This is a genomic window from Belnapia mucosa (genome assembly GCF_016775475.1).
Classification (GTDB): domain Bacteria; phylum Pseudomonadota; class Alphaproteobacteria; order Acetobacterales; family Acetobacteraceae; genus Belnapia; species Belnapia mucosa.
Genome location: NZ_JAEUXJ010000010.1, coordinates 52,547 through 70,539 on the forward strand (window position 1 = coordinate 52,547; position 17,993 = coordinate 70,539).

19 protein-coding genes are annotated in these 17,993 nt (G+C 71.1%); 12 read left to right on the forward strand and 7 right to left on the reverse strand.

The features are described from left to right. Window positions 1-98: 98 nt before the first annotated feature. The 7 genes from JMJ55_RS20565 to JMJ55_RS20595 are packed head-to-tail and all read left to right on the forward strand — an operon-like array spanning window position 99 to window position 7,833. Entirely contained in the window at window positions 99-1,616 is a 1,518-nt protein-coding gene (locus tag JMJ55_RS20565) for a circularly permuted type 2 ATP-grasp protein (RefSeq protein ID WP_202827481.1), read from the forward strand. Then, entirely contained in the window at window positions 1,616-2,554 is a 939-nt protein-coding gene (locus JMJ55_RS20570) for an alpha-E domain-containing protein (protein ID WP_202827482.1), read from the forward strand. The genes JMJ55_RS20565 and JMJ55_RS20570 overlap by 1 nt, the downstream gene beginning before the upstream one ends. Further along, window positions 2,554-3,306 (forward strand): peptidase, encoded by a 753-nt coding sequence (locus JMJ55_RS20575; RefSeq protein WP_202827483.1) that lies wholly within the window; start codon window positions 2,554-2,556, stop codon window positions 3,304-3,306. Before JMJ55_RS20570 ends, JMJ55_RS20575 begins: the two co-directional genes overlap by 1 nt. A gap of 34 nt (window positions 3,307-3,340) precedes the next feature. Beyond that, a complete protein-coding gene (locus tag JMJ55_RS20580) occupies window positions 3,341-4,303 on the forward strand; it encodes a tripartite tricarboxylate transporter substrate binding protein (protein ID WP_202827484.1) in 963 nt (320 codons plus the stop codon). A gap of 4 nt (window positions 4,304-4,307) precedes the next feature. Next, on the forward strand, window positions 4,308-4,790 hold the full coding sequence (locus JMJ55_RS20585) for a (2Fe-2S)-binding protein (protein WP_202827485.1): 483 nt from the start codon (window positions 4,308-4,310) through the stop codon (window positions 4,788-4,790). After that, window positions 4,790-6,889, forward strand: a complete 2,100-nt coding sequence (locus tag JMJ55_RS20590) for a xanthine dehydrogenase family protein molybdopterin-binding subunit (protein ID WP_202827486.1) — start codon at window positions 4,790-4,792, stop codon at window positions 6,887-6,889. The genes JMJ55_RS20585 and JMJ55_RS20590 overlap by 1 nt, the downstream gene beginning before the upstream one ends. After that, window positions 6,886-7,833, forward strand: coding sequence for a substrate-binding domain-containing protein (locus JMJ55_RS20595; protein WP_202827487.1), 948 nt, complete (start codon window positions 6,886-6,888; stop codon window positions 7,831-7,833). The genes JMJ55_RS20590 and JMJ55_RS20595 overlap by 4 nt, the downstream gene beginning before the upstream one ends. 171 nt (window positions 7,834-8,004) lie before the next feature. On the opposite strand, the gene queC is transcribed toward JMJ55_RS20595, so the two are convergent. Both queC and queG read right to left on the reverse strand, forming a co-directional pair. Next, entirely contained in the window at window positions 8,005-8,715 is a 711-nt protein-coding gene (gene queC / locus JMJ55_RS20600; protein ID WP_202827620.1) for a 7-cyano-7-deazaguanine synthase QueC, read from the reverse strand. Then, window positions 8,715-9,746 (reverse strand): tRNA epoxyqueuosine(34) reductase QueG, encoded by a 1,032-nt coding sequence (gene queG, locus JMJ55_RS20605; protein WP_202827488.1) that lies wholly within the window; start codon window positions 9,744-9,746, stop codon window positions 8,715-8,717. The genes queC and queG overlap by 1 nt, the downstream gene beginning before the upstream one ends. A gap of 152 nt (window positions 9,747-9,898) precedes the next feature. Between queG and JMJ55_RS20610 the strand changes: the two genes are divergently transcribed. Next, a complete protein-coding gene (locus tag JMJ55_RS20610; RefSeq protein ID WP_202827489.1) occupies window positions 9,899-10,555 on the forward strand; it encodes a hypothetical protein in 657 nt (218 codons plus the stop codon). Here JMJ55_RS20610 and queF read toward each other — a convergent pair. The 3 genes from queF to queA are packed head-to-tail and all read right to left on the reverse strand — an operon-like array spanning window position 10,552 to window position 13,197. Then, window positions 10,552-11,022, reverse strand: a complete 471-nt coding sequence (gene queF, locus JMJ55_RS20615; protein WP_202827490.1) for a preQ(1) synthase — start codon at window positions 11,020-11,022, stop codon at window positions 10,552-10,554. The two genes, JMJ55_RS20610 and queF, sit on opposite strands and share 4 nt — an antisense overlap. After that, on the reverse strand, window positions 11,015-12,154 hold the full coding sequence (tgt, locus tag JMJ55_RS20620; protein WP_202827491.1) for a tRNA guanosine(34) transglycosylase Tgt: 1,140 nt from the start codon (window positions 12,152-12,154) through the stop codon (window positions 11,015-11,017). Before tgt ends, queF begins: the two co-directional genes overlap by 8 nt. Further along, entirely contained in the window at window positions 12,151-13,197 is a 1,047-nt protein-coding gene (queA, locus tag JMJ55_RS20625) for a tRNA preQ1(34) S-adenosylmethionine ribosyltransferase-isomerase QueA (RefSeq protein ID WP_202827492.1), read from the reverse strand. Before queA ends, tgt begins: the two co-directional genes overlap by 4 nt. A 100-nt stretch (window positions 13,198-13,297) precedes the next feature. Between queA and JMJ55_RS20630 the strand changes: the two genes are divergently transcribed. Together JMJ55_RS20630 and JMJ55_RS20635 are read left to right on the forward strand one after the other, a co-directional pair. After that, complete coding sequence (locus tag JMJ55_RS20630) at window positions 13,298-14,275, forward strand: hypothetical protein (RefSeq protein WP_202827493.1); 978 nt, start codon at window positions 13,298-13,300, stop codon at window positions 14,273-14,275. A gap of 70 nt (window positions 14,276-14,345) precedes the next feature. Continuing rightward, window positions 14,346-15,128, forward strand: coding sequence for a class II aldolase/adducin family protein (locus tag JMJ55_RS20635; RefSeq protein WP_202827494.1), 783 nt, complete (start codon window positions 14,346-14,348; stop codon window positions 15,126-15,128). Window positions 15,129-15,159: 31 nt separating this feature from the next. Here JMJ55_RS20635 and JMJ55_RS20640 read toward each other — a convergent pair whose 3' ends face one another. Then, complete coding sequence (locus JMJ55_RS20640; RefSeq protein ID WP_202827495.1) at window positions 15,160-15,531, reverse strand: DUF983 domain-containing protein; 372 nt, start codon at window positions 15,529-15,531, stop codon at window positions 15,160-15,162. A gap of 113 nt (window positions 15,532-15,644) precedes the next feature. On the opposite strand from JMJ55_RS20640, the gene JMJ55_RS20645 reads away from it, so the two are divergent. Together JMJ55_RS20645 and JMJ55_RS20650 are read left to right on the forward strand one after the other, a co-directional pair. Beyond that, window positions 15,645-17,036: an aminotransferase-like domain-containing protein gene (locus JMJ55_RS20645; protein ID WP_202827496.1), complete on the forward strand. Its 1,392-nt coding sequence runs from the start codon at window positions 15,645-15,647 to the stop codon at window positions 17,034-17,036. Between the two features lie 121 nt (window positions 17,037-17,157). After that, on the forward strand, window positions 17,158-17,580 hold the full coding sequence (locus JMJ55_RS20650; protein ID WP_202827497.1) for a hypothetical protein: 423 nt from the start codon (window positions 17,158-17,160) through the stop codon (window positions 17,578-17,580). Here JMJ55_RS20650 and JMJ55_RS20655 read toward each other — a convergent pair. Next, on the reverse strand, window positions 17,544-17,903 hold the full coding sequence (locus JMJ55_RS20655) for a DUF427 domain-containing protein (protein ID WP_202827498.1): 360 nt from the start codon (window positions 17,901-17,903) through the stop codon (window positions 17,544-17,546). The two genes, JMJ55_RS20650 and JMJ55_RS20655, sit on opposite strands and share 37 nt — an antisense overlap. Window positions 17,904-17,993 lie beyond the last annotated feature (90 nt).

A 17,993-nucleotide genomic window follows, 5' to 3' on the forward strand; every position in this document is an offset into this window, starting at 1 on the left:
GCTAGGCCTGCCTCCGTGCAGCCTTGAAGCCAGGGCCAGGCAGAACGAAGGGGACCCAAGCGTCCGTGTCGCAGGCAAGAACCGCCGCTTTTGACGAAATGCGGGCAGAGGACGGCGTCCGCGCCGCCTATGCGGAAATCGAACGATGGCTGCGCGACACCCCGCGCGAGCAGCTGGATGCCAAGCGCCGCGAGGCGGAGCTGCTGTTCCGCCGCATCGGCATCACCTTTGCCGTCTATGGCGAGGGTGGGGACCCCGAGCGCCTCATCCCCTTCGACCTGATCCCGCGCATCATCACGCGCTCGGAATGGGACCGGATGGCCGCCGGCCTCCGCCAGCGGGTGCGGGCGCTGAACGCCTTCCTCGCCGATGTCTATGGCGGGCAGGAGATCATCCGCGCCGGCCGCATCCCCGCGGCCCTGGTGCTGGAGAATGAGGGCTATCGCGCCGAGATGGTCGGGCTGAAGCCGCCCGGCGGCGTCTATACCCATGTCTCCGGCATCGACATGGTCCGCACCGGGCCGGACGAGTTCTACGTCCTCGAGGATAATTGCCGCACGCCCTCCGGCGTTTCCTACATGCTGGAGAACCGCGAGGCGATGCTCCGCCTCTTCCCCCGGCTCTGCGCCCGCCACCGGGTCGCCCCGGTCAGCCGCTATCCGGAGGAGCTTCTGGAGACGCTGAAGGCCGTGGCCCCGCCCAAGGCCGCCGCCGATCCCTGCGTCGTGCTGCTCACCCCCGGCCCCTATAACAGCGCCTATTACGAACACTGCTTCCTCGCCGATGAGATGGGGATCGAGGTGGTGGAGGGCGCCGATCTCTGCGTCGAGAACGACGTGGTGCATATGCGGACCACGGCCGGGCCGCGCCGGGTGGATGTGATCTATCGCCGGATCGATGATGAATTCCTCGACCCCAAGGCTTTCCGGCCGGACAGCCTGGTCGGCGTGCCCGGGCTGATGTCCGCCTATCGCGCCGGCAATGTCGCCCTGGCCAATGCGCCGGGCGCCGGGATCGCCGATGACAAGGCGGTCTACCCCTATGTGCCGGAGATGATCCGCTTCTATCTCGGCGAGGAACCGCTGCTGGCGAATGTCCCCACCTATCTCTGCGATCGGGAGGAGGACCGCCGCTATGTCCTGTCCAATCTCGACAAGCTGGTGGTGAAGCTGGCCAAGGGATCGGGCGGCTACGGCATGATGATCGGGCCGCATGCGACCCGCGACCTGCGCGAGGAATTCCGCGCCCGCATCCTGGCGCGCCCCGGCGACTATATCGCCCAACCGACGCTGGCGCTCTCGACCTGCCCGACCGTGGTGGAGCAGGGGATCGCCCCGCGCCATGTCGATCTGCGTCCCTTCATCCTTTCGGGGAAGGAGATCCGCATCGTCCCCGGCGGCCTCACCCGCGTCGCCATCCGCGAAGGATCGCTGGTGGTGAATTCGTCGCAGGGCGGCGGCACCAAGGATACCTGGATCCTCGAGGATGAGGGGCCGGGCGCCCCGGCGGAGGGGATGCAGTCCCAGGGCCAGTCCCAGGGGCAGTCCCAGGGGCAGTCCCAGTCGCAATCCCAGTCCTTCGGCTCGCAATCCCAATCGCAGTCGATGGGGGGCTGATGCTCAGCCGCACCGCCGACAGCCTGTTCTGGCTGGCCCGCTATACCGAACGCGCCGGCAATGTCGCGCGCGGGCTCGCCGTTGCCTCCCGCATGGCGGCCGTCAGCGCCGGGCTCGGTGCCGAGGACGACGAATGGCGTTCGCTGCTCACCGCCTCGGGCGGCGATGCCAGCTTCTACCGGAAATACGAGGCGCCGACCGCCGAGGCCGTGGTGCACTGGCTGGTCTTCGATCTCGACAACTCCTCCGGCATCGTGGCCTGCATCGAGGCGGCGCGGCGCAATGCCCGCGCCGTCCGCACCGCCCTCACCGTCGATATGTGGGAGTCGTTGAACGATACCTGGAACCAGATGCGCGCCATGCCGCCCGAAGCGATGGAGGGCGAGAAGCTGGCCGATTTCCTCGGCTGGGTGCGGGAGAGGGTGACGCTGTTCAATGGCGCCGCGCATGACACCATGCTGCGCAACGAGGCCTGGCGCTTCGTCCATCTCGGCACCATGCTGGAACGCGCCGACAACACGGCCCGGTTGCTCGATGTAAAGCACCACCTGCTGACCGAGGAGGCGGAGGGTGCGGTGGATTACGTGCAGTGGCAGGCGGTGCTGCGCTCGGTCTCGGCGCTGCGCTCCTACCACTGGGTCTATCGCGACCGACTCACCCCGCGCCGCATCGCGGAGCTGATGATCCTCCGCCCCGAGCTGCCGCGCAGCCTGATGGCCTGCTTCGCCGAGGTGGCGGAGACGCTGGAGGCGATCGCGCTCGACCAGGGCGGCCGCCGCGGCGAATGCCACCGCCTGGCCGGCACGCTCCAGGCGCAGCTCCGCTACGGCCGGATCGAGGCGATCATGGAGGAGGGGCTGCACGCCTTCCTCACCACCATGATCGAGCGCACCGCCGCCCTCGGCGGCGAGATCGACGCCTTCTACATCCGCCACTGATGACCTATTGCGTCGGCCTGCATCTGCGCGACGGCCTGGTCCTGCTCTCGGACACCCGCACCAATGCGGGCGTCGACAACATCTCGATCTTCGGCAAGATGCAGGTCGAGGAGATCGCCGGCGACCGGGTGCTGGCCGTCCTTTCGGCGGGCAACCTCGCCATCACTCAGGCGGTGTGGAACCGGCTGCAGGAAGGCGTCTCGCTCGGCAATGAGGTGCTGACGCTCCGCACCGTCACCAGCATGTTCCGCGCAGCGCAATTGGTCGGCCAGGCGGTGCGCGAGGTCTTCGCCGCCGATGGCCCGACGCTGAAGGCGCAAGGGGTGGGGTTCGACATCTCGCTGCTGCTCGGCGGCCAGATCGCCAGCGGGCCGCCGCGCCTGTTTCTGGTCTATGCCGCTGGCAATTTCATCGAGGCGACGGCCGATACGCCCTTCCTCCAGATCGGCGAGCATAAATACGGCAAGCCAATCCTCGACCGGGCGCTGGAACACGGCACTTCGCTCGAGGATGGGGTGAAGTTGGTGCTGGTCAGCATGGACAGCACGCTCCGCTCCAACCTCACGGTCGGGCTGCCGATCGACCTGCTGGTCTATCGCGCGGACACGCTCTCGGTCGGGCTGCGGCGCCGCATCACCGAGGAGGATGCCTATTTCCGCGGCGTCCGCGAACGCTGGTCGGCGGCGCTGCGCGAGGCCTATCTCCGCCTGCCCCCGCCGGACTGGCTGGCGGAGGCTTCGGGGCCGGGCTAATCCTGGGGGCCAAGAACGCTTAGGGGAAATGTCGATGCGCCGCCGGAGCCTGCTCGCCGGGTCCAGCCTCCTCGCCCTGCCGGGCCTCGCCCGCGCGCAGGGAGCCTGGCCCAGCCGGCCGGTGCGGATCGTCGTCCCCTTCGGCCTCGGCGGCTCGGCCGATCTCGCCGCCCGCTTCCTGGCGGAGCCACTCAGCGCCGCGCTCGGCCAGCCGGTGGTGGTGGAGAACCGGCCCGGCGCCGGTGCCGTCATCGGCACCGACCTCGTCGCCAAATCGGCGCCCGACGGCCACACCCTGCTGCTGATGTCGAACACCCATACGGCGAATGAGACGCTGCTGCCGCAGCGGCCCTATGCGCTGATGCGGGACCTGGCGCCGGTCGCCGCCATCAACATCGCCTATCACGTGCTCGCCGTGCACGCCTCGCTCGGCGTGCGGACGGTGCCGGAGCTGATCGCCAAGGCCAAGGCGGCGCCCGGCACGCTGGACTACGCCTCCTCCGGCCCCGGCACGCCCTATCATATCGCCTCCGAGGTCTTCGCCGCCCTGGCCGGCATCCGCCTCAATCACATCCCCTTCCGCGGCAGCAACGAGGCCCGGACGGCGCTGATCGCCGGCCAGGTGCCGATCATGTTCGACGCCATTCCGACCATGCGGGAGCAGATCACCAATGGCCGCGTCATCGGCCTCGGCACCACCGGCCTCACCCGCAGCCCGCTGCTGCCGGATCTGCCCTCCGTCGCCGAAAGCGTGCCGGGCTTCGAGGCTTCGATCTGGCTCGGCCTGATGGGCCCGGCCGGCCTGCCGGCACCGATCATCGCCCGGCTGCATGAGGAGGTGGGGCGGGTCCTCACCGCGCCCGCGGCGCGCGACAGCATGGCCCGTGGCGGGGCGGAGCCGATGCTGATGAGCACCGCCGAATTCGACGCCTTCCTCCGCCGCGACATCGAGCGCCAGCGGGAGTGGATCCGCCTGGCCCGGATCGAGATAGGCTAGCGCCATGCACGCTTTCACCCTGAACGGTGCCGCCGTAGCGCTCGACCTGCCGGAGGATGCGACGCTGCTGCACGCGCTGCGCGGCCCGGCCGGGCTCTCCGGTCCGCGCTTCGGCTGCGGCAACGAGCAATGCGGCGCCTGCATGGTGCTGGTGGATGGCGAGCCGCGCACTGCCTGCACCCTCTCCCTCGCTGCCGTCACCGGCAAGGCGGTGGTGACGGTGGAAGGGCTCGGCACGCCCGAGGCGCCGCATCCGCTGCAATCCGCCTTCCTCGCCGAGCAGGCGGGGCAATGCGGCTACTGCCTCTCCGGCATCCTGGTCAGCGCCGCGGCGCTGCTGGCGCACAACCCGCAGCCGGAGGAGGCGGCGATCCGCATTGCGCTGGAGCCGCATCTCTGCCGCTGCGGCAGCCACAACCGCATCCTGCGCGCGGTCGCGCGAGCAGCGCGCGGAGATGACTCGCGGGCCGCGCGGGAGATGGCGTGATGGGCCACCGTCTGCCGGGCAACCTGAACACCAACCGCCGCCTCTCCCAATGGCTGGCGATCCATCCCGAGGGGCGGGTCACCATCACCTCCGGCAAGGTGGAGCTGGGGCAGGGGATCCTGACCACCCTCAGCCAGATCGCGGCGGAGGAGCTGGAAGTCGATCTCGCCCGCATCGAGGCGCGGCCGGCCTCGACACCCGAGAGCCCGGATGAGGGAGTCACCTCCGGCTCGCTCTCGACCCAGGACAGCGGCGGCGCGCTGCGTCATGCCTGCGCCGCGGCGCGGGCCATCTTCCTCGGCGTCGTGGCGCAGCGCGTCGGCGTGCCGATCGAGGCGATCCGCATCGAGGACGGCATCTTCCACGGTCCCGCCGGCCCGATCGGCAGCTATTGGGCATTGGCCGACCAGGCGCTGCTGGATTGCGAGGCGCCGGAGGAGGCGCGGCCCCGCGCACCGGGCGAGCGGCGGATCGCCGGCCGTTCCATCCCGCGGATCGACCTGCCGGACAAGGTCTTCGGCGCCGCCCGCTATGTCCATGACCTGCGCCTGCCGGGGATGCTGCATGCGCGGGTGGTGCGGCCGCCGGCCCGCCGCGCCCGCCTCCTCGCCCTGCGTGAGGGCCCCTTGCCCGGCGAGGCGCAGGTGGTGCGCGACGGCGATTTCCTCGCCGTCCTCGCCGCGACGGAATGGGAAGCGGAGGCTGCCGCAGCACGCCTCGCCGCCCGCGCCAGCTGGGATGCGACGGACACGCTGCCGGAGCAGGCCCTGCTGCCGGACTGGCTGCGCGAGGCGGCTGGCCGTGGCGAGCGCAGCGGCATCGCCAGCCGCGCCGACCCAGCCCCGCCGGTGGCGCAGACCCTGCGCCGCAGCTTCCACCGGCCCTATCTGGCGCATGCCTCCATCGCCCCCTCCTGCGCCGTCGCGCGCTGGGAGGGCGAGACCGTGGAGGTCTTCACCCATAGCCAGGGCCCCTACAATCTCCGCGCCGATCTGGCGAAGACGCTGCGCTGCGACCCGGAGCGGATCACCGTCCGCCACCGCGAGGGCGCCGGCTGCTACGGCCATAACGGCGCCGACGACGTGGCGCTGGATGCCGTGCTGGCCGCCCGCGCGGTGCCCGGCAGGCCGGTCCGCCTGCTCTGGTCGCGGGCGGAGGAGCTCGGCTGGTCACCCTTCTCGCCGGCCATGCTTGTGGATGTGGAGGCCGATCTGGACGCCGAGGGCAGCCTGATCGGCTGGCGCAGCCATATCATCAGCAACGGCCATTCCAGCCGGCCGGGCCGCGACCCGGAGCCGACGCTGCTCTCGGCCTCGATGCTCGCCGCGCCCTTCCCGGTGAAGCCGAGCATCAACCCGGCCATGGTGGCGGGCGGCGGGGCGCCGCGGAACGCCGTGCCGCTCTACCGCATCCCGGCGATGAGCGTGGAGACGACGCGGCTGCTGGAGATGCCGATCCGCACCTCCGCGCTGCGCGGCCTCGGCGCCACGATCAATGTCTGGTCGATCGAGAGCGTGATGGACGAGGCGGCGGCGCTGGCCGGCGTCGATCCGCTCGACTACCGGCTGCGCCATCTGGACGATCCGCGCGCCATCGCCGTGCTGCGGCGCGTCGCCGACCTCGCCGGCTGGGCCGGCCGCTCGCGGCGCGAGGGCTCCGGCATGGGCATCGGCTTCGCCCGCTACAAGAATACCGGCGCATGGGCCGCCGTGATCGCCGAGGTGGAGGCGCTGGACCGCGTCTTCTGCCGCCGCCTCTGGATCGCCGGTGATGTGGGGGAGGCGGTGAATCCCGATGGCGTCCTGAACCAATATGAAGGCGGCGCCATCCACGGCGCCTCCGTCGCGCTGCTGGAGGAGGTGCGCTTCGACCGCCGCAGCGTCACCAGCGACCATTGGGAGAACTATCCGATCCTCCGCTTCTCCGAGGTGCCGAAGGTGGAACTCGCCCTGATCGACCGGCCGGAGGCGCCCTTCCTCGGCGCTGGCGAGGCCAGCATGGCGCCGACCATCGCCGCCATCGCCGGCGGCATCACCGAGGCGCTCGGCATCCGCCCGCGCCAGCTTCCCTTCACCCCGGACAACCTGGCCCGCGCATGAGCCGACTGACCCTCAGCCTCGCCTGCCATGCCTCCGACCGTACGCGGCCGCTGCTGGACGGACGCGTCACCATCCCCGGAGTCGAGCTGCTGCCGCTGCCCGGCGAGCCGGAGGACATCTTTCGCCGGGCGCTGCGCGACCGGGCCTTCGACATCACCGAACTCTCGATGGGCTCGCATATCGTCACCACGGCGCGGGGCGACAGTGCCTATATCGGCGTACCGGTCTTCCCGAGCAGGGCCTTCCGCCATTCGGCCATCTATATCCGCACCGACCGCGGCATCCGCGGCGCCGCCGATCTTGCCGGCCGGACCATCGGCCTGCCGGAATACCAGCAGACCGCGGCGCTCTGGGTGCGGGGCATCCTGCGGGAGCATTATGGCGTCGATACGCGCGGCATCGCCTGGCGCATCGGCAGCGAGCGCATCGCCATCACCCTGCCGCCCGGCTTCGACGTGCAGCCCCTCGGCCGCGACCCGGCGGCGGCCCTGGCCGAGGGCGCCATCGACGCGCTGATCGCCCCGCGCCCACCCGCCGGTGCCGGCATCGCCCGGCTCTATCCCGACTACAAATCGGAGGAGATCGCCTGGCACCGCGCCACCGGCTTCTTCCCCATCATGCATTGCGTCGCGCTGCGGCGGGAGCTGGCGGAGCGCTATCCCTGGCTGCCGGTCGAGATCTTCCGCGCCTTCGCCCGGGCGCGCGCCATCGCCCTCGCTGAACTGCAGCTGGTCAATGTGCTGCGCGCCTCGCTGCCCTGGATCGCCGCGGCCTATGAGGAACAGGCCGCCATCATGGGCGGCGATCCCTGGCCCTATGGCTTCGCCCGCAACCGGGAGGAGGTGGCGGCGATGATCCGCTTCGCCGTCGCCGACGGGCTGGCCGCCCAGGCGATCCCGCCCGAGGCGCTGTTCCACCCCAGCACCCTGGCCGAGATTGCCTGACCGGGATCAGGCACCGCTATTGGTGCCGCCCATATTCCGCTCGTTATAGCTCGGCGGCCCGCTGGCCGGCTGCAGCACGCCGCAGGCCGAGAGGAGGAGGAAGGCGAGGATCAGGAGGAAGCGCATCCGGCCCCATCGCGGGATGCGCCGGATGGTCGCAGCCCCCGCCCGTCATCCCGCCGTGAGCCGTCCCCGCCAGCGCTCCCAGCCCCCGCGGCGCAGGTCGCAGGCGGGGCAGCTGCCGCAGCCATAGCCCCAGTCATGCAGCTGGCTGCGGTCGCCGAGATAGCAGCTATGCGTATCCTCGCGGATCGCCTCGACCAGTGCCCCGCCGCCGAGCCGCTCGGCCAGCGCCCAGGTCGCCGCCTTGTCGCGCCACATCAGCGGCGTGTGCAGCACGAAGCGCCGCTCCATGCCGAGATTGATCGCCACCTGCAGCGCCTTCAGCGTGTCGTCGCGGCAATCGGGATAGCCGGAATAATCCGTCTCGCACATGCCGGCGACGAGATGCTTCAGCCCACGCCGATAGGCGAGCGCCGCGGCGAAGGTGAGGAAGAGCAGGTTGCGCCCGGGGACGAAGGTATTGGGCAACCCGTCCGCCTGCATGGCGATCTCGGTCTCCCGCGTCAGCGCGGTGTCGGAGACGGCGCGCAGCGCATCCAGCGCGAGCAGGTGGTCCTCGCCGAGCTTCGCGGCCCAGCCGGGGTTCTCGCGCAGCAGGCGGGCGCGGAAGGCGTCGCGCACCTCCAGCTCGACCCGGTGGCGCTGGCCGTAATCGAAGCCGATGGTCTCGACATGGGCGAAGCGGTCGAGCGCCCAGGCAAGGCAGGTGGCGCTGTCCTGCCCGCCGCTGAACAGCACCAGCGCTGCGTCCTGCCGCATCATGCCGCCTCCAACCGTTGCGCCGCCCAGCGCGCCGCCTCCGCCACCACCGGGTCCGGATCCTCCGTCAGCGTCTGGGCCGTGGCGCGCAACGCAGGATCGCCGGAATTGCCGATGGCGACCAGCACGTTGCGGATGAAGCGGTCGCGGCCGATGCGCTTGACCGGGCTCGCGGTGAACAGCGCCCGGAAGCCGGTATCGTCCAGCCCCGCCAGTTCGGCCAGGCGTGGCGCATCCAGCGTGGCGCGCGGGGCGAAGGCGGGCTCGCTATGGGCGCGGGCGAATTTGTTCCAGGGACAGACCGCGAGGCAGTCGTCGCAGCCATAGATGCGGTTGCCCATGGCCGCCCGGTGCTCCTCCGGGATCGGCCCGCGATGCTCGATGGTGAGGTAGCTGATGCAGCGCCGCGCATCGAGCCGCCGCGGCTCCGGGAAGGCGCGGGTCGGGCAGATATCGAGGCAGGCGCTGCAACTGCCGCACCGGTCCTGCCCCGGCGGATCGGACGGCAGCTCGAGCGTGGTGTAGATCTCGCCGAGGAAGAGCCAGGAGCCGTGCTGGCGGCTGACCAGATTGGTGTGCTTGCCCTGCCAGCCGAGCCCGGCCTGCTGCGCCAGCGGCTTCTCCATCACCGGCGCCGTATCCACGAAGACCTTGACCAGTGCGTCCGGCCAGCGGGCGACCATCCAGCGGGCGAGGGCCTTCAGTCGGGCCTTCACCACGTCATGATAGTCGCGGTTCTGCGCATAGACACTGATCGCGCCGCGATCCCGCTGCGCCAGCACCGCCAGCGGGTCGCCGGCCGGGGCATAGCTCAGGCCGAGGGAGACGACGCTCACCGCCTCGGGCCAGAGGGCGCGGGGATGCGCCCGCTGCTCGGCCCGGCCCTCCATCCAGCCCATCGTCCCATGCATCCCCTCGGCGAGGAAGCGGTTCAGCCGCGCGCGTGCTTCCTCGGGCAGGGTGGCGGTGGTGAAGGCCACGGCGTCGAAGCCGAGACGCCGCGCCTCGGCGCGAATGGGATCAGCGGTCACGGGGCGCTCCTACAGCATCTCCGCCTCTGGCGGAAATCCTCGCCATCGCCGCGACAAGAACTGCGACAGACGCAACAATAGTAACGGCCTGATGAAAGCTGCCGCCGGGACGCCACGGTTACAATCCCGTCAGTGGCCGACAGGAGACGAGAATGGAAAATCCCCAGCGCAGTTTCGTCTTCTACCCCATGCACAATCAGGCGCCCGATGTGAACAACCCACAGGGGAATGACGCCACCGGCGCTTTCTGGCCCGGCGCCGCCATGTACGAGAAATACTACAAGAAGCTCGGCTGCGACGTGACCATGTTCAAATTCGACAACCACCTGCCGGGCGACCAGCGCCGCGCCTCCATCCTCAACGCGCTGAGCGTCGGTGCCGCCAGCGGCTGGTATGACGCGATCGTCTATTTCGGCCATGGCTACAAGGACGGCATGCCCTCGGCCGGCTTCAACCTGAAATCCCTCGACGAGCTGACCAATGCCGTCTGGGCCTATGGCCAGTATTCGGTGAAGGTCGTGCTCTATGCCTGCACCTGCGGCGTGGATGGCGGCTATGCCTGGCGCATCTCCGAGGCGATGAAGCCCTGGGCGCAGGAAGGCTATGGCGTCTACGGCCATGTCAGCGCCGGCCATGCCTTCATGAACCCGCAGGTCCGGCAATATCCGAATGGCGGCGCCGTCACCGGCACCAAGACCGCCCCGGCCGGCAAGATCCCGCAATGGTGCAAGGCGCTGGCCGATCCGAAGAGCACGCTCTGGCTGCGCTTCCCCTTCATGAGCGCCGAGGAGATCGCGGCGGAGCTCTAGCCCCGCCCGCGATATCCCGGCACGCCCTGATCCGGCACCCAGACGCCGTCGGGCGCCGGGCCGGTGGCGTAGAAGACATCGATCGGGATGCCGCCGCGCGGATACCAATAGCCGCCGATGCGCAGCCATTCCGGCGCCAGCTCCTCGACCAGCCGCCGGCCGATGGCGACCGTGCAGGCCTCGTGGAAGGCGCCGTGGTTGCGGAAGCTGCCAAGATAGAGCTTCAGCGACTTGCTCTCCACCAGCCAGTCGCCGGGGATGTAGTCGATCACCAGATGGGCGAAATCCGGCTGTCCGGTCAGTGGGCAGAGCGAGGTGAATTCCGGCGCGGCAAAGCGCACGCAGTAGCGCGTGCCGGGATGCGGGTTGGGCACCCGCTCCAGCCGCGCCTCCTCCGGGCTCGCCGGCAGCCCGGACGGGCGGCCGAGCAGGGTCAGGCCGGTGGTATCGGTGGTCGCCTCAGCCATCCTTCTCCTCCGCGGGCGCCTGGGGGGATGATCCCCAGCCCGCCTCCAACGCCGCCGCGTGTTCGGCCAGGCGCCCCGCGCATATGGCGTCGCGGATGCCGCGCATCAAATCCTGGTAGTACTGGATGTTGTGCCAGGTCAGCAGCATCGGCCCCAGCATCTCCTCCGCCTTGATGAGGTGATGCAGATAGGCCCGCGAATGCCGCGCGCAGGCCGGGCAGCCGCAGGCCGGATCGAGCGGGGAGGGGTCCTCGGCATGCCGGGCATTGCGCAGGTTCAGGACGCCGCGGCTGGTATAGGCCCGCCCGGTGCGGCCCGAGCGCGTCGGGATGACGCAGTCGAACATGTCGATCCCGCGCCAGACGGCGCCCAGGATATCGGCCGGCGTGCCGACGCCCATCAGGTAGCGCGGCGCCTCCTGCGGCATCAGCGGCACGGTGCAGTCGAGCGTCGCGAACATCGCCGCCTGGCCTTCGCCGACCGCGAGGCCGCCGACCGCATAGCCCTCGAAGCCGATCGCGGTCAGCGCCGCGACGCTCTCGGCCCGCAGTGGCGGATGCACGCCGCCCTGGACGATGCCGAACAGCCCATGGCCCTCGCGTGGCTGGAAGGCCGCGCGCGACCGCGCCGCCCAGCGCATGGACAGCCGCATGGAGGTGGCCGCCTGCTCCTCCGTCGCGGGGAAGGGGGTGCATTCGTCGAAGCACATGGTCACATCAGCGCCGAGCAGGCGCTGGATCTCGACGCTCCGTTCCGGAGTCAGCCGGTGCTTCGCCCCATCGACATGGCTGCGGAAGGTGACGCCTTCCTCGTCCATGGTGCGGAGGCCTGCCAGGCTCATCACCTGGTAGCCGCCGCTATCGGTCAGGATCGGCCCGTGCCAGTCCATGAAGCGGTGCAGCCCGCCGAGCCGCGCCACGCGCTCCGCCCCCGGGCGGAGCATCAGGTGGTAGGTATTGCCGAGCACCATCCGCGCGCCCGTCGCCCGCACCGCATCGGCGGTCATGGCCTTGACGGTGCCGGCGGTGCCGACCGGCATGAAGACCGGCGTCTCCACCGTGCCATGCGCGGTATGCAGCACGCCGGCCCGCGCCGCGCCGTCCCGCGCCGCCGGGGTCCAATGCAGGGTCATGGCAGATCCTCGCGGCAGAGCAGGCTGCCATCGCCATAGCTGTAGAAGCGGTAGCCGGCCGCGATCGCATGCGCATAGGCCGCCCGCATCCGCGCGACGCCGGCGAAGGCTGAGACGAGCATGAAGAGCGTGCTGCGCGGCAGGTGGAAATTGGTCAGCAGCAGATCGGCGCCGCGGACGCGATGGCCAGGCAGCAGGTAGATATCCGTCAGGCCCCGGAAGGGCGCGATCCGCCCATCCGCCCCCGCTGCCGTCTCCAGCAGCCGCAGCGCCGTGGTGCCGATGGCGAGGATGCGCCCGCCCGCCGCCCGCGCGGCATTGATGGCAGCGGCGGCCTCCTCGCCGACCTCGCCCCATTCCGGGTGCAGCTTGTGCTCGCGCGGATCCTCGGCCCGCATCGGCAGGAAGGTGCCGGCGCCGACATGCAGCGTCACCACCGCCCGGCCGACCCCGCGCGCCGCCAGCGCCTCCAGCAGCGCGGGGGTGAAATGCAGGCTCGCGGTCGGCGCGGCGACGGCGCCGGGGCGGGCGGCGAAGATGGTCTGGTAGTCCTCCCGGTCCTCCGGCCGCGGCCCCTCGGGCCGGGCGATGTAGGGCGGCAGCGGCACCTCGCCGGCCGCCTCCAGTGCCGCGGCCAGTGCCGCCTGGTCGGGGCCGAAATCGAGCAGCACCACGCCGCCCTCCCGCCGCTCGACCACGCGCGGGGCGAGGGCAGGGGCGCCCTCGATGGCCACCGTGTCGCCCGGGCGCAGCCGGCGGGCATTCCGCACCAGCGCTTCCCAGAGCCCGCCGCCCTCGGCGCGGTTCAGCATGATCTCGACGGCCGCCTCGCCCCGGCGGCCGCGCAGCCGGGCCGGGATCACCCGCGTATCGTTCACCACCATGATGTCGCCCGGCCGCAGCAGGCCGGGCAGGTCGCGGATGAGGCGATCCTCCGCCGCCTCCCGTCCCACGACCAGGAGCCGCGCCGCATCGCGCGGCCGCGCCGGTTCCTGGGCGATCAGCCGCTCGGGCAGGTCGAAGTCGAAATCCTCGGTGCGCATGGTCGGGGGGCGGTAGCCCGCCCACGCGGCGAAGGCAACCGGCCCGGCTGACCCGGTTCGGTCACTGTCGCCCCTGGCAGTACCGGGCTAGCCTGCCGCCATGCGCCTGCTTGCCCTGCTTCTGCTCTCGCTCCTCGCCCTGCCGGCTGCGGCCGAGCCCTTCCGCTTCGTCGCCTTCGGCGACATGCCCTATTGCCGCACCGGCCCCACCGACTGCCCGGCCGAGGTCGCGCGGGTCGAAGCGCTGACCACGGAGATCAATGCCGCCCGCCCCGCCTTCAGCGTCTTCCTCGGGGACACCAAGGCGGGGAACGAGGCCTGCACCGACGCCATCATCCTCGACCGCACCGCCGCCTGGTTCAACCGCATCGCCGGGCCGCTGGTCTATACGCCGGGCGACAATGAGTGGACCGATTGCTGGCAGCCCCGCGCCGGCCGGCACGATCCGCTCGAACGCCTCGCCCTGTTGCGCGCCCGCTTCTTCTCCGCCCCGGTCAGCCTCGGCCAGGCGCCCATGCGCCTGCTGCGGCAATCCGATCTCGACCCGGCGCATCGGGGCTATCCGGAGAATGCCCGCTGGGAGCGGGAGGGGGTGACCTTCCTCACCCTCCATGTCCCCGGCTCCGACAACAACCGGCCGCTCGACAACCAGCCCGGCCTGCCGCCCGGCGCCGCCGCCGAGTATCCGGCGCGCAACGCCGCCAACCTCGCCTGGCTGGAGGCAGGTTTCGCCGCCGCCACGGCCGCCCGCAGCCAGGCGGTGGTCGTCGCCCTGCAGGCCGATCTGTATTTCCGCGACCGCTGCGGCCGCGGCACCGTCGCCGGCCATGTCGATACCCGCAACGCCCTGGCCGAAGCCGCCCGCCGCTTCGGCCGCCCGGTGCTGCTGCTGCATGGCGACAGCCATTTCTGGCTGGAGGACCGGCCGGCACCGGCCGCGCTGAACCTGCTCCGCGTCATGGTCCCGGGCGATGGCGATACGCGCGCCGTGGTGGTCGAGGTCGATCCCGCCGCCGCCACGCCCTTCCGCTTCAGCCTGATCGGGCCCACGGACCGGACCGCCCCGCCCGGCTGCTGAGCCGCAGCGAAAGCTTGCCCCTGCTGCTCATCGGCTTAGCATCGTCGCTCCGTCTAGGAAGGAGCCGTTCATGCCGCTGGAATCCGTCCCCACCGAGGAGCTGACGCTGGCCGACCAGCGCTGGCAGGCCCGCATCGACCTCGCCGCCGCCCATCGCCTCGCCGTCATGCACGGCTTCCATGAGGGCATCTTCAACCACTTCACCCTGCGTGTCCCGGGCACGGAGGATCGCTACTACCAGATCCCCTTCGGCACCCATTGGTCCGAGGTGACGGCCAGCTGCTTCATGGAAATCGGCTATGACGGCGCACGCCTGGCCGGCGAGGGCGAGATCGAGCGCTCCGCCTATTGCATCCATGCGCCGATGCACCGGCTGATCCCGGCCGCCGCCGCCGTCTTCCACACCCATATGCCCTATGCCAGCGCGCTGTCGCGGCTCGAGGATCCGCGGATCCTGCCGATCGGCCAGACCGAGCTCGGCACCATGATCCACACCGCCTATGACCTGACCTATACCGGCCTCGCCTTCGACCCCGCCGAGGGTGAGCGGCTGGCCGGCGTCATCGGCGACAAGACCGTGCTGATGATGGCGAACCATGGCGTCGCCACGGTCGGCCGCACCGTCGCCGAGGCCTATGACCGGCTCTACTATGTCGAGCGCGTGGCCCAGGTGCAGCTCTATGCGATGTGGACGGGCAAGCCGCTGCGCCACCTGCCGCAGGAAGTCATCGACCACACCATGAACAGCTTCCGCACCAGCGCGCAGAAATATGGCGGGCGCTCCAATGCCGATTGGCATTTCTCGGCATTGAAGCGGATCCTCGACCGCAAGGAGCCGGACTACAAGGACTGAGCGATTGGGGCGGAGGGGGTTTCCCCCTCCGCTATTGCCGCGCCGTCTCGCGCGTGACGCCATTGGCCCAGGCGAAGCCCACCACCACGCCCTTCATATAGGGCAGCAGGGCCAGGGTCATGCCGCCCACCAGCGGCAGCCAGAGGGCGAACATCACCCACATCGCCGGCTCCCAGGCCTTGTCCATCCAGAACATGAAGGGAAGGATGAGGTGCCCGACGAGGAAGAGCGTCAGGTAGGGCGGCGCATCGTCGGACGGGTAGATGGTGTTGTCGGCGCCACAGGCCTCGCAATGGTCGCTGACCTTCAGGAAGCGGCCGAACAGCCGGCCCTCGCCGCATTGCGGGCAGCGCAGGCCAAGGCCCCGCCGAAGGCCCAGGGCCAGCTTGGATGTCTCGGCCATCTTCGGTCTCCCTTGCGGGCAGGGGCATGCCCTTGCCATACAATGCCGAAGGATATACATACAATCCGTCCGGCTCTGAGTCGAATATATGGATTGTCGGGTTTGAGCGCAAGATGACTGCAGGCTGGGTTCCCCGCCTCGGGAACAGGGGCGGTCCGATCTACCTCGCCATCGCCGAGGCGATCGCCGCTGCCATCGCCACAGGGGAGCTGCGGCCTGGCGAGCGGCTGCCGACCCACCGCGCCCTGGCCGAGGCGCTCGGCCTCGACCTCACCACCGTGACCCGCGCCTATGCCGAGGCCCGCCAGCGCGGCTTGCTGGAGGCGACGGTCGGCCGCGGCACCTTCGTGCGGGAGCGGCCAATCAGCCCCCCGCCGGGCGGGGAGGCGTCGGGTCCCGTCGATCTCGGGATGAACCTGCCGCCGGAACCCACCGATCCGCCGCTGCGCGACCTGCTCCGACAGGGGCTGGCGGCGCTGCTCGCGCGCGATGCGCCCGGCCTGCTGACCTATCGCACCGGTGCCGGCACTGCCGAGGAGCGGGCGGCCGGCGCCGCCTGGCTGCGCCCGACGCTCGGCCCGGTGGACCCGGAACGCGTTCTGGTCTGCCCCGGCGCCCAGCCGGCCCTGCTGGCGGTGCTGGGCAGCCTGGCCGGGCCGGGCGATGCGGTCCTGGCCGATGCCGTCACCTATCCTGGCCTGCGCAGCGCCGCCGCCCAGCTCGGCATCCAGCTCCGCGGCCTCGCCACCGATGCCGAAGGCCTGGTTCCCGAGGCGCTGGAAGAGGCCTGCCGAGCGGGCGGGGCGCGGGCGCTCTATTGCATCCCGACCATCCACAACCCGACCTCCGCGACGCTGCCGCCGGCGCGGCGGCAGGTGATTGCCGGGATTGCCCGGCGGCATGGCCTGCCCATCCTCGAGGATGATGCCTATGGGCTGCTGCCCTCGGCGCCGCTGCCGGCCCTGGCCTCGCTGGCGCCGGAGCTGACCTGGCATGTGGCAACTGTCTCCAAGCTCCTGACCCCGGCGCTGCGCGTCGCCTATTGCGTCGCGCCCGATCCCGGGGCCGCGGCGCGGCTGGCGGGCGCGCTGCGGGCCAATACGCTCATGGCCTCGCCCCTGCTGACCGGGCTGGCGACGGGCTGGATCGGCGACGGCATCGCCGGCAGGGTCCTGGCGGCGATCCGCCGCGAATGTGCGGCGCGGCAGCGGATCGCGCGGGAGGTCCTGCCGCCCGGCAGCTTCGCCGCCCATCCGGAGGGGCTGCATCTCTGGCTCCGCCTGCCGCCGCGCTGGGACCGGCTGCAATTCGCGGCCCATCTCCGCCGCCGCGGCGGGCTGGCCGTGGTGCCGGCCGATGCCTTCGCCGTCGAGGCCCCGCCGCCCAACCAGGTGCGCCTCTCCCTCGGTGCGGCGCCCGGGGCCGCGGCGCTGCGATCCGCCCTGCGGCTGGTCGCCGAGACCCTGGTCGAGGAACAGCCGGCCCCCTTCGCCGGCGTGGTCTGAGCGGCTTGCCCCGCCGTTACGCGGAAGCCACGGCGCTCACGCCTAGTTGCGCAGGCGGAGCAGCCCGGATGCGCCCAAATTCCAACTGCGGCGGTCGTCGCCGCTCGGAAGGCACAGCGCCATGTTCGATCGGACCAAGCCCCACCCCTATCTCGACATCTTCGTCGCCAGCCTTGTCCCCCGCCTGCATCACGGGCCGGAACACGACAAGGACCCGCCAGCGCCGCATGTGGTGCCGCTGCCGGCGGGCTCGCCTGAGGCCCAGCGGCTGCTCGACCTGCTGCTCGGCGCCGACCACGACTTCCGCGGGGATCATGCCCGCGCCGGCGCGGTCAATCTCGATCTCGCCGAGACGCATCTCCGCCTGCGGATCAGCCGCGACGGGCTGACCCCGCCGCTTGAGGCCGCCCGGGCCGGCATCGCCCGCGCCCAGGCCGAGGCGGCCGCCGGCCATACCGCCCGGGCCCTGGCGGCGCTGGCCGATGCGGTGCGCGCCCTGGTGCCGGCTCAGCCGAGCTCGATGGCCTCGACCCGGTCCGGGTAGAAGGCGAGGTAGCCGCGGATCTGCTCCATGGCGGGGAAGGGGTCCTCATAGCTCCAGACCGCATCCTCCGCCCGCTGCCCGCCGGCGGCGATGCTGTAGTAGCTGGCATCGCCCTTGTACGGGCAATGGGTGCGGCGCGGCCGGTGCTCCAGCAGCGCCATCGCCGCATCCTCGCGCGGGATGTATTGCACCGGCGGGTAGCTGGCCTCGCGCAGCGTCAGCGCCCGCCTCGTCTCCGCCACCACTTGGCCGGCGAAGGTCACGCGCACCCGCCCCTCGGTCGGGGTGATGGTGATGGGATGGTCGGGTCCCGGCAGCTTCATGGCGCGTCCTCCGTGATGGGGTCGCCCGGCGGAACCGGGTCGGCCTGCCGATGATGGCCATGCCGCGCCGCCTGGGCCAAGCCACGGCGC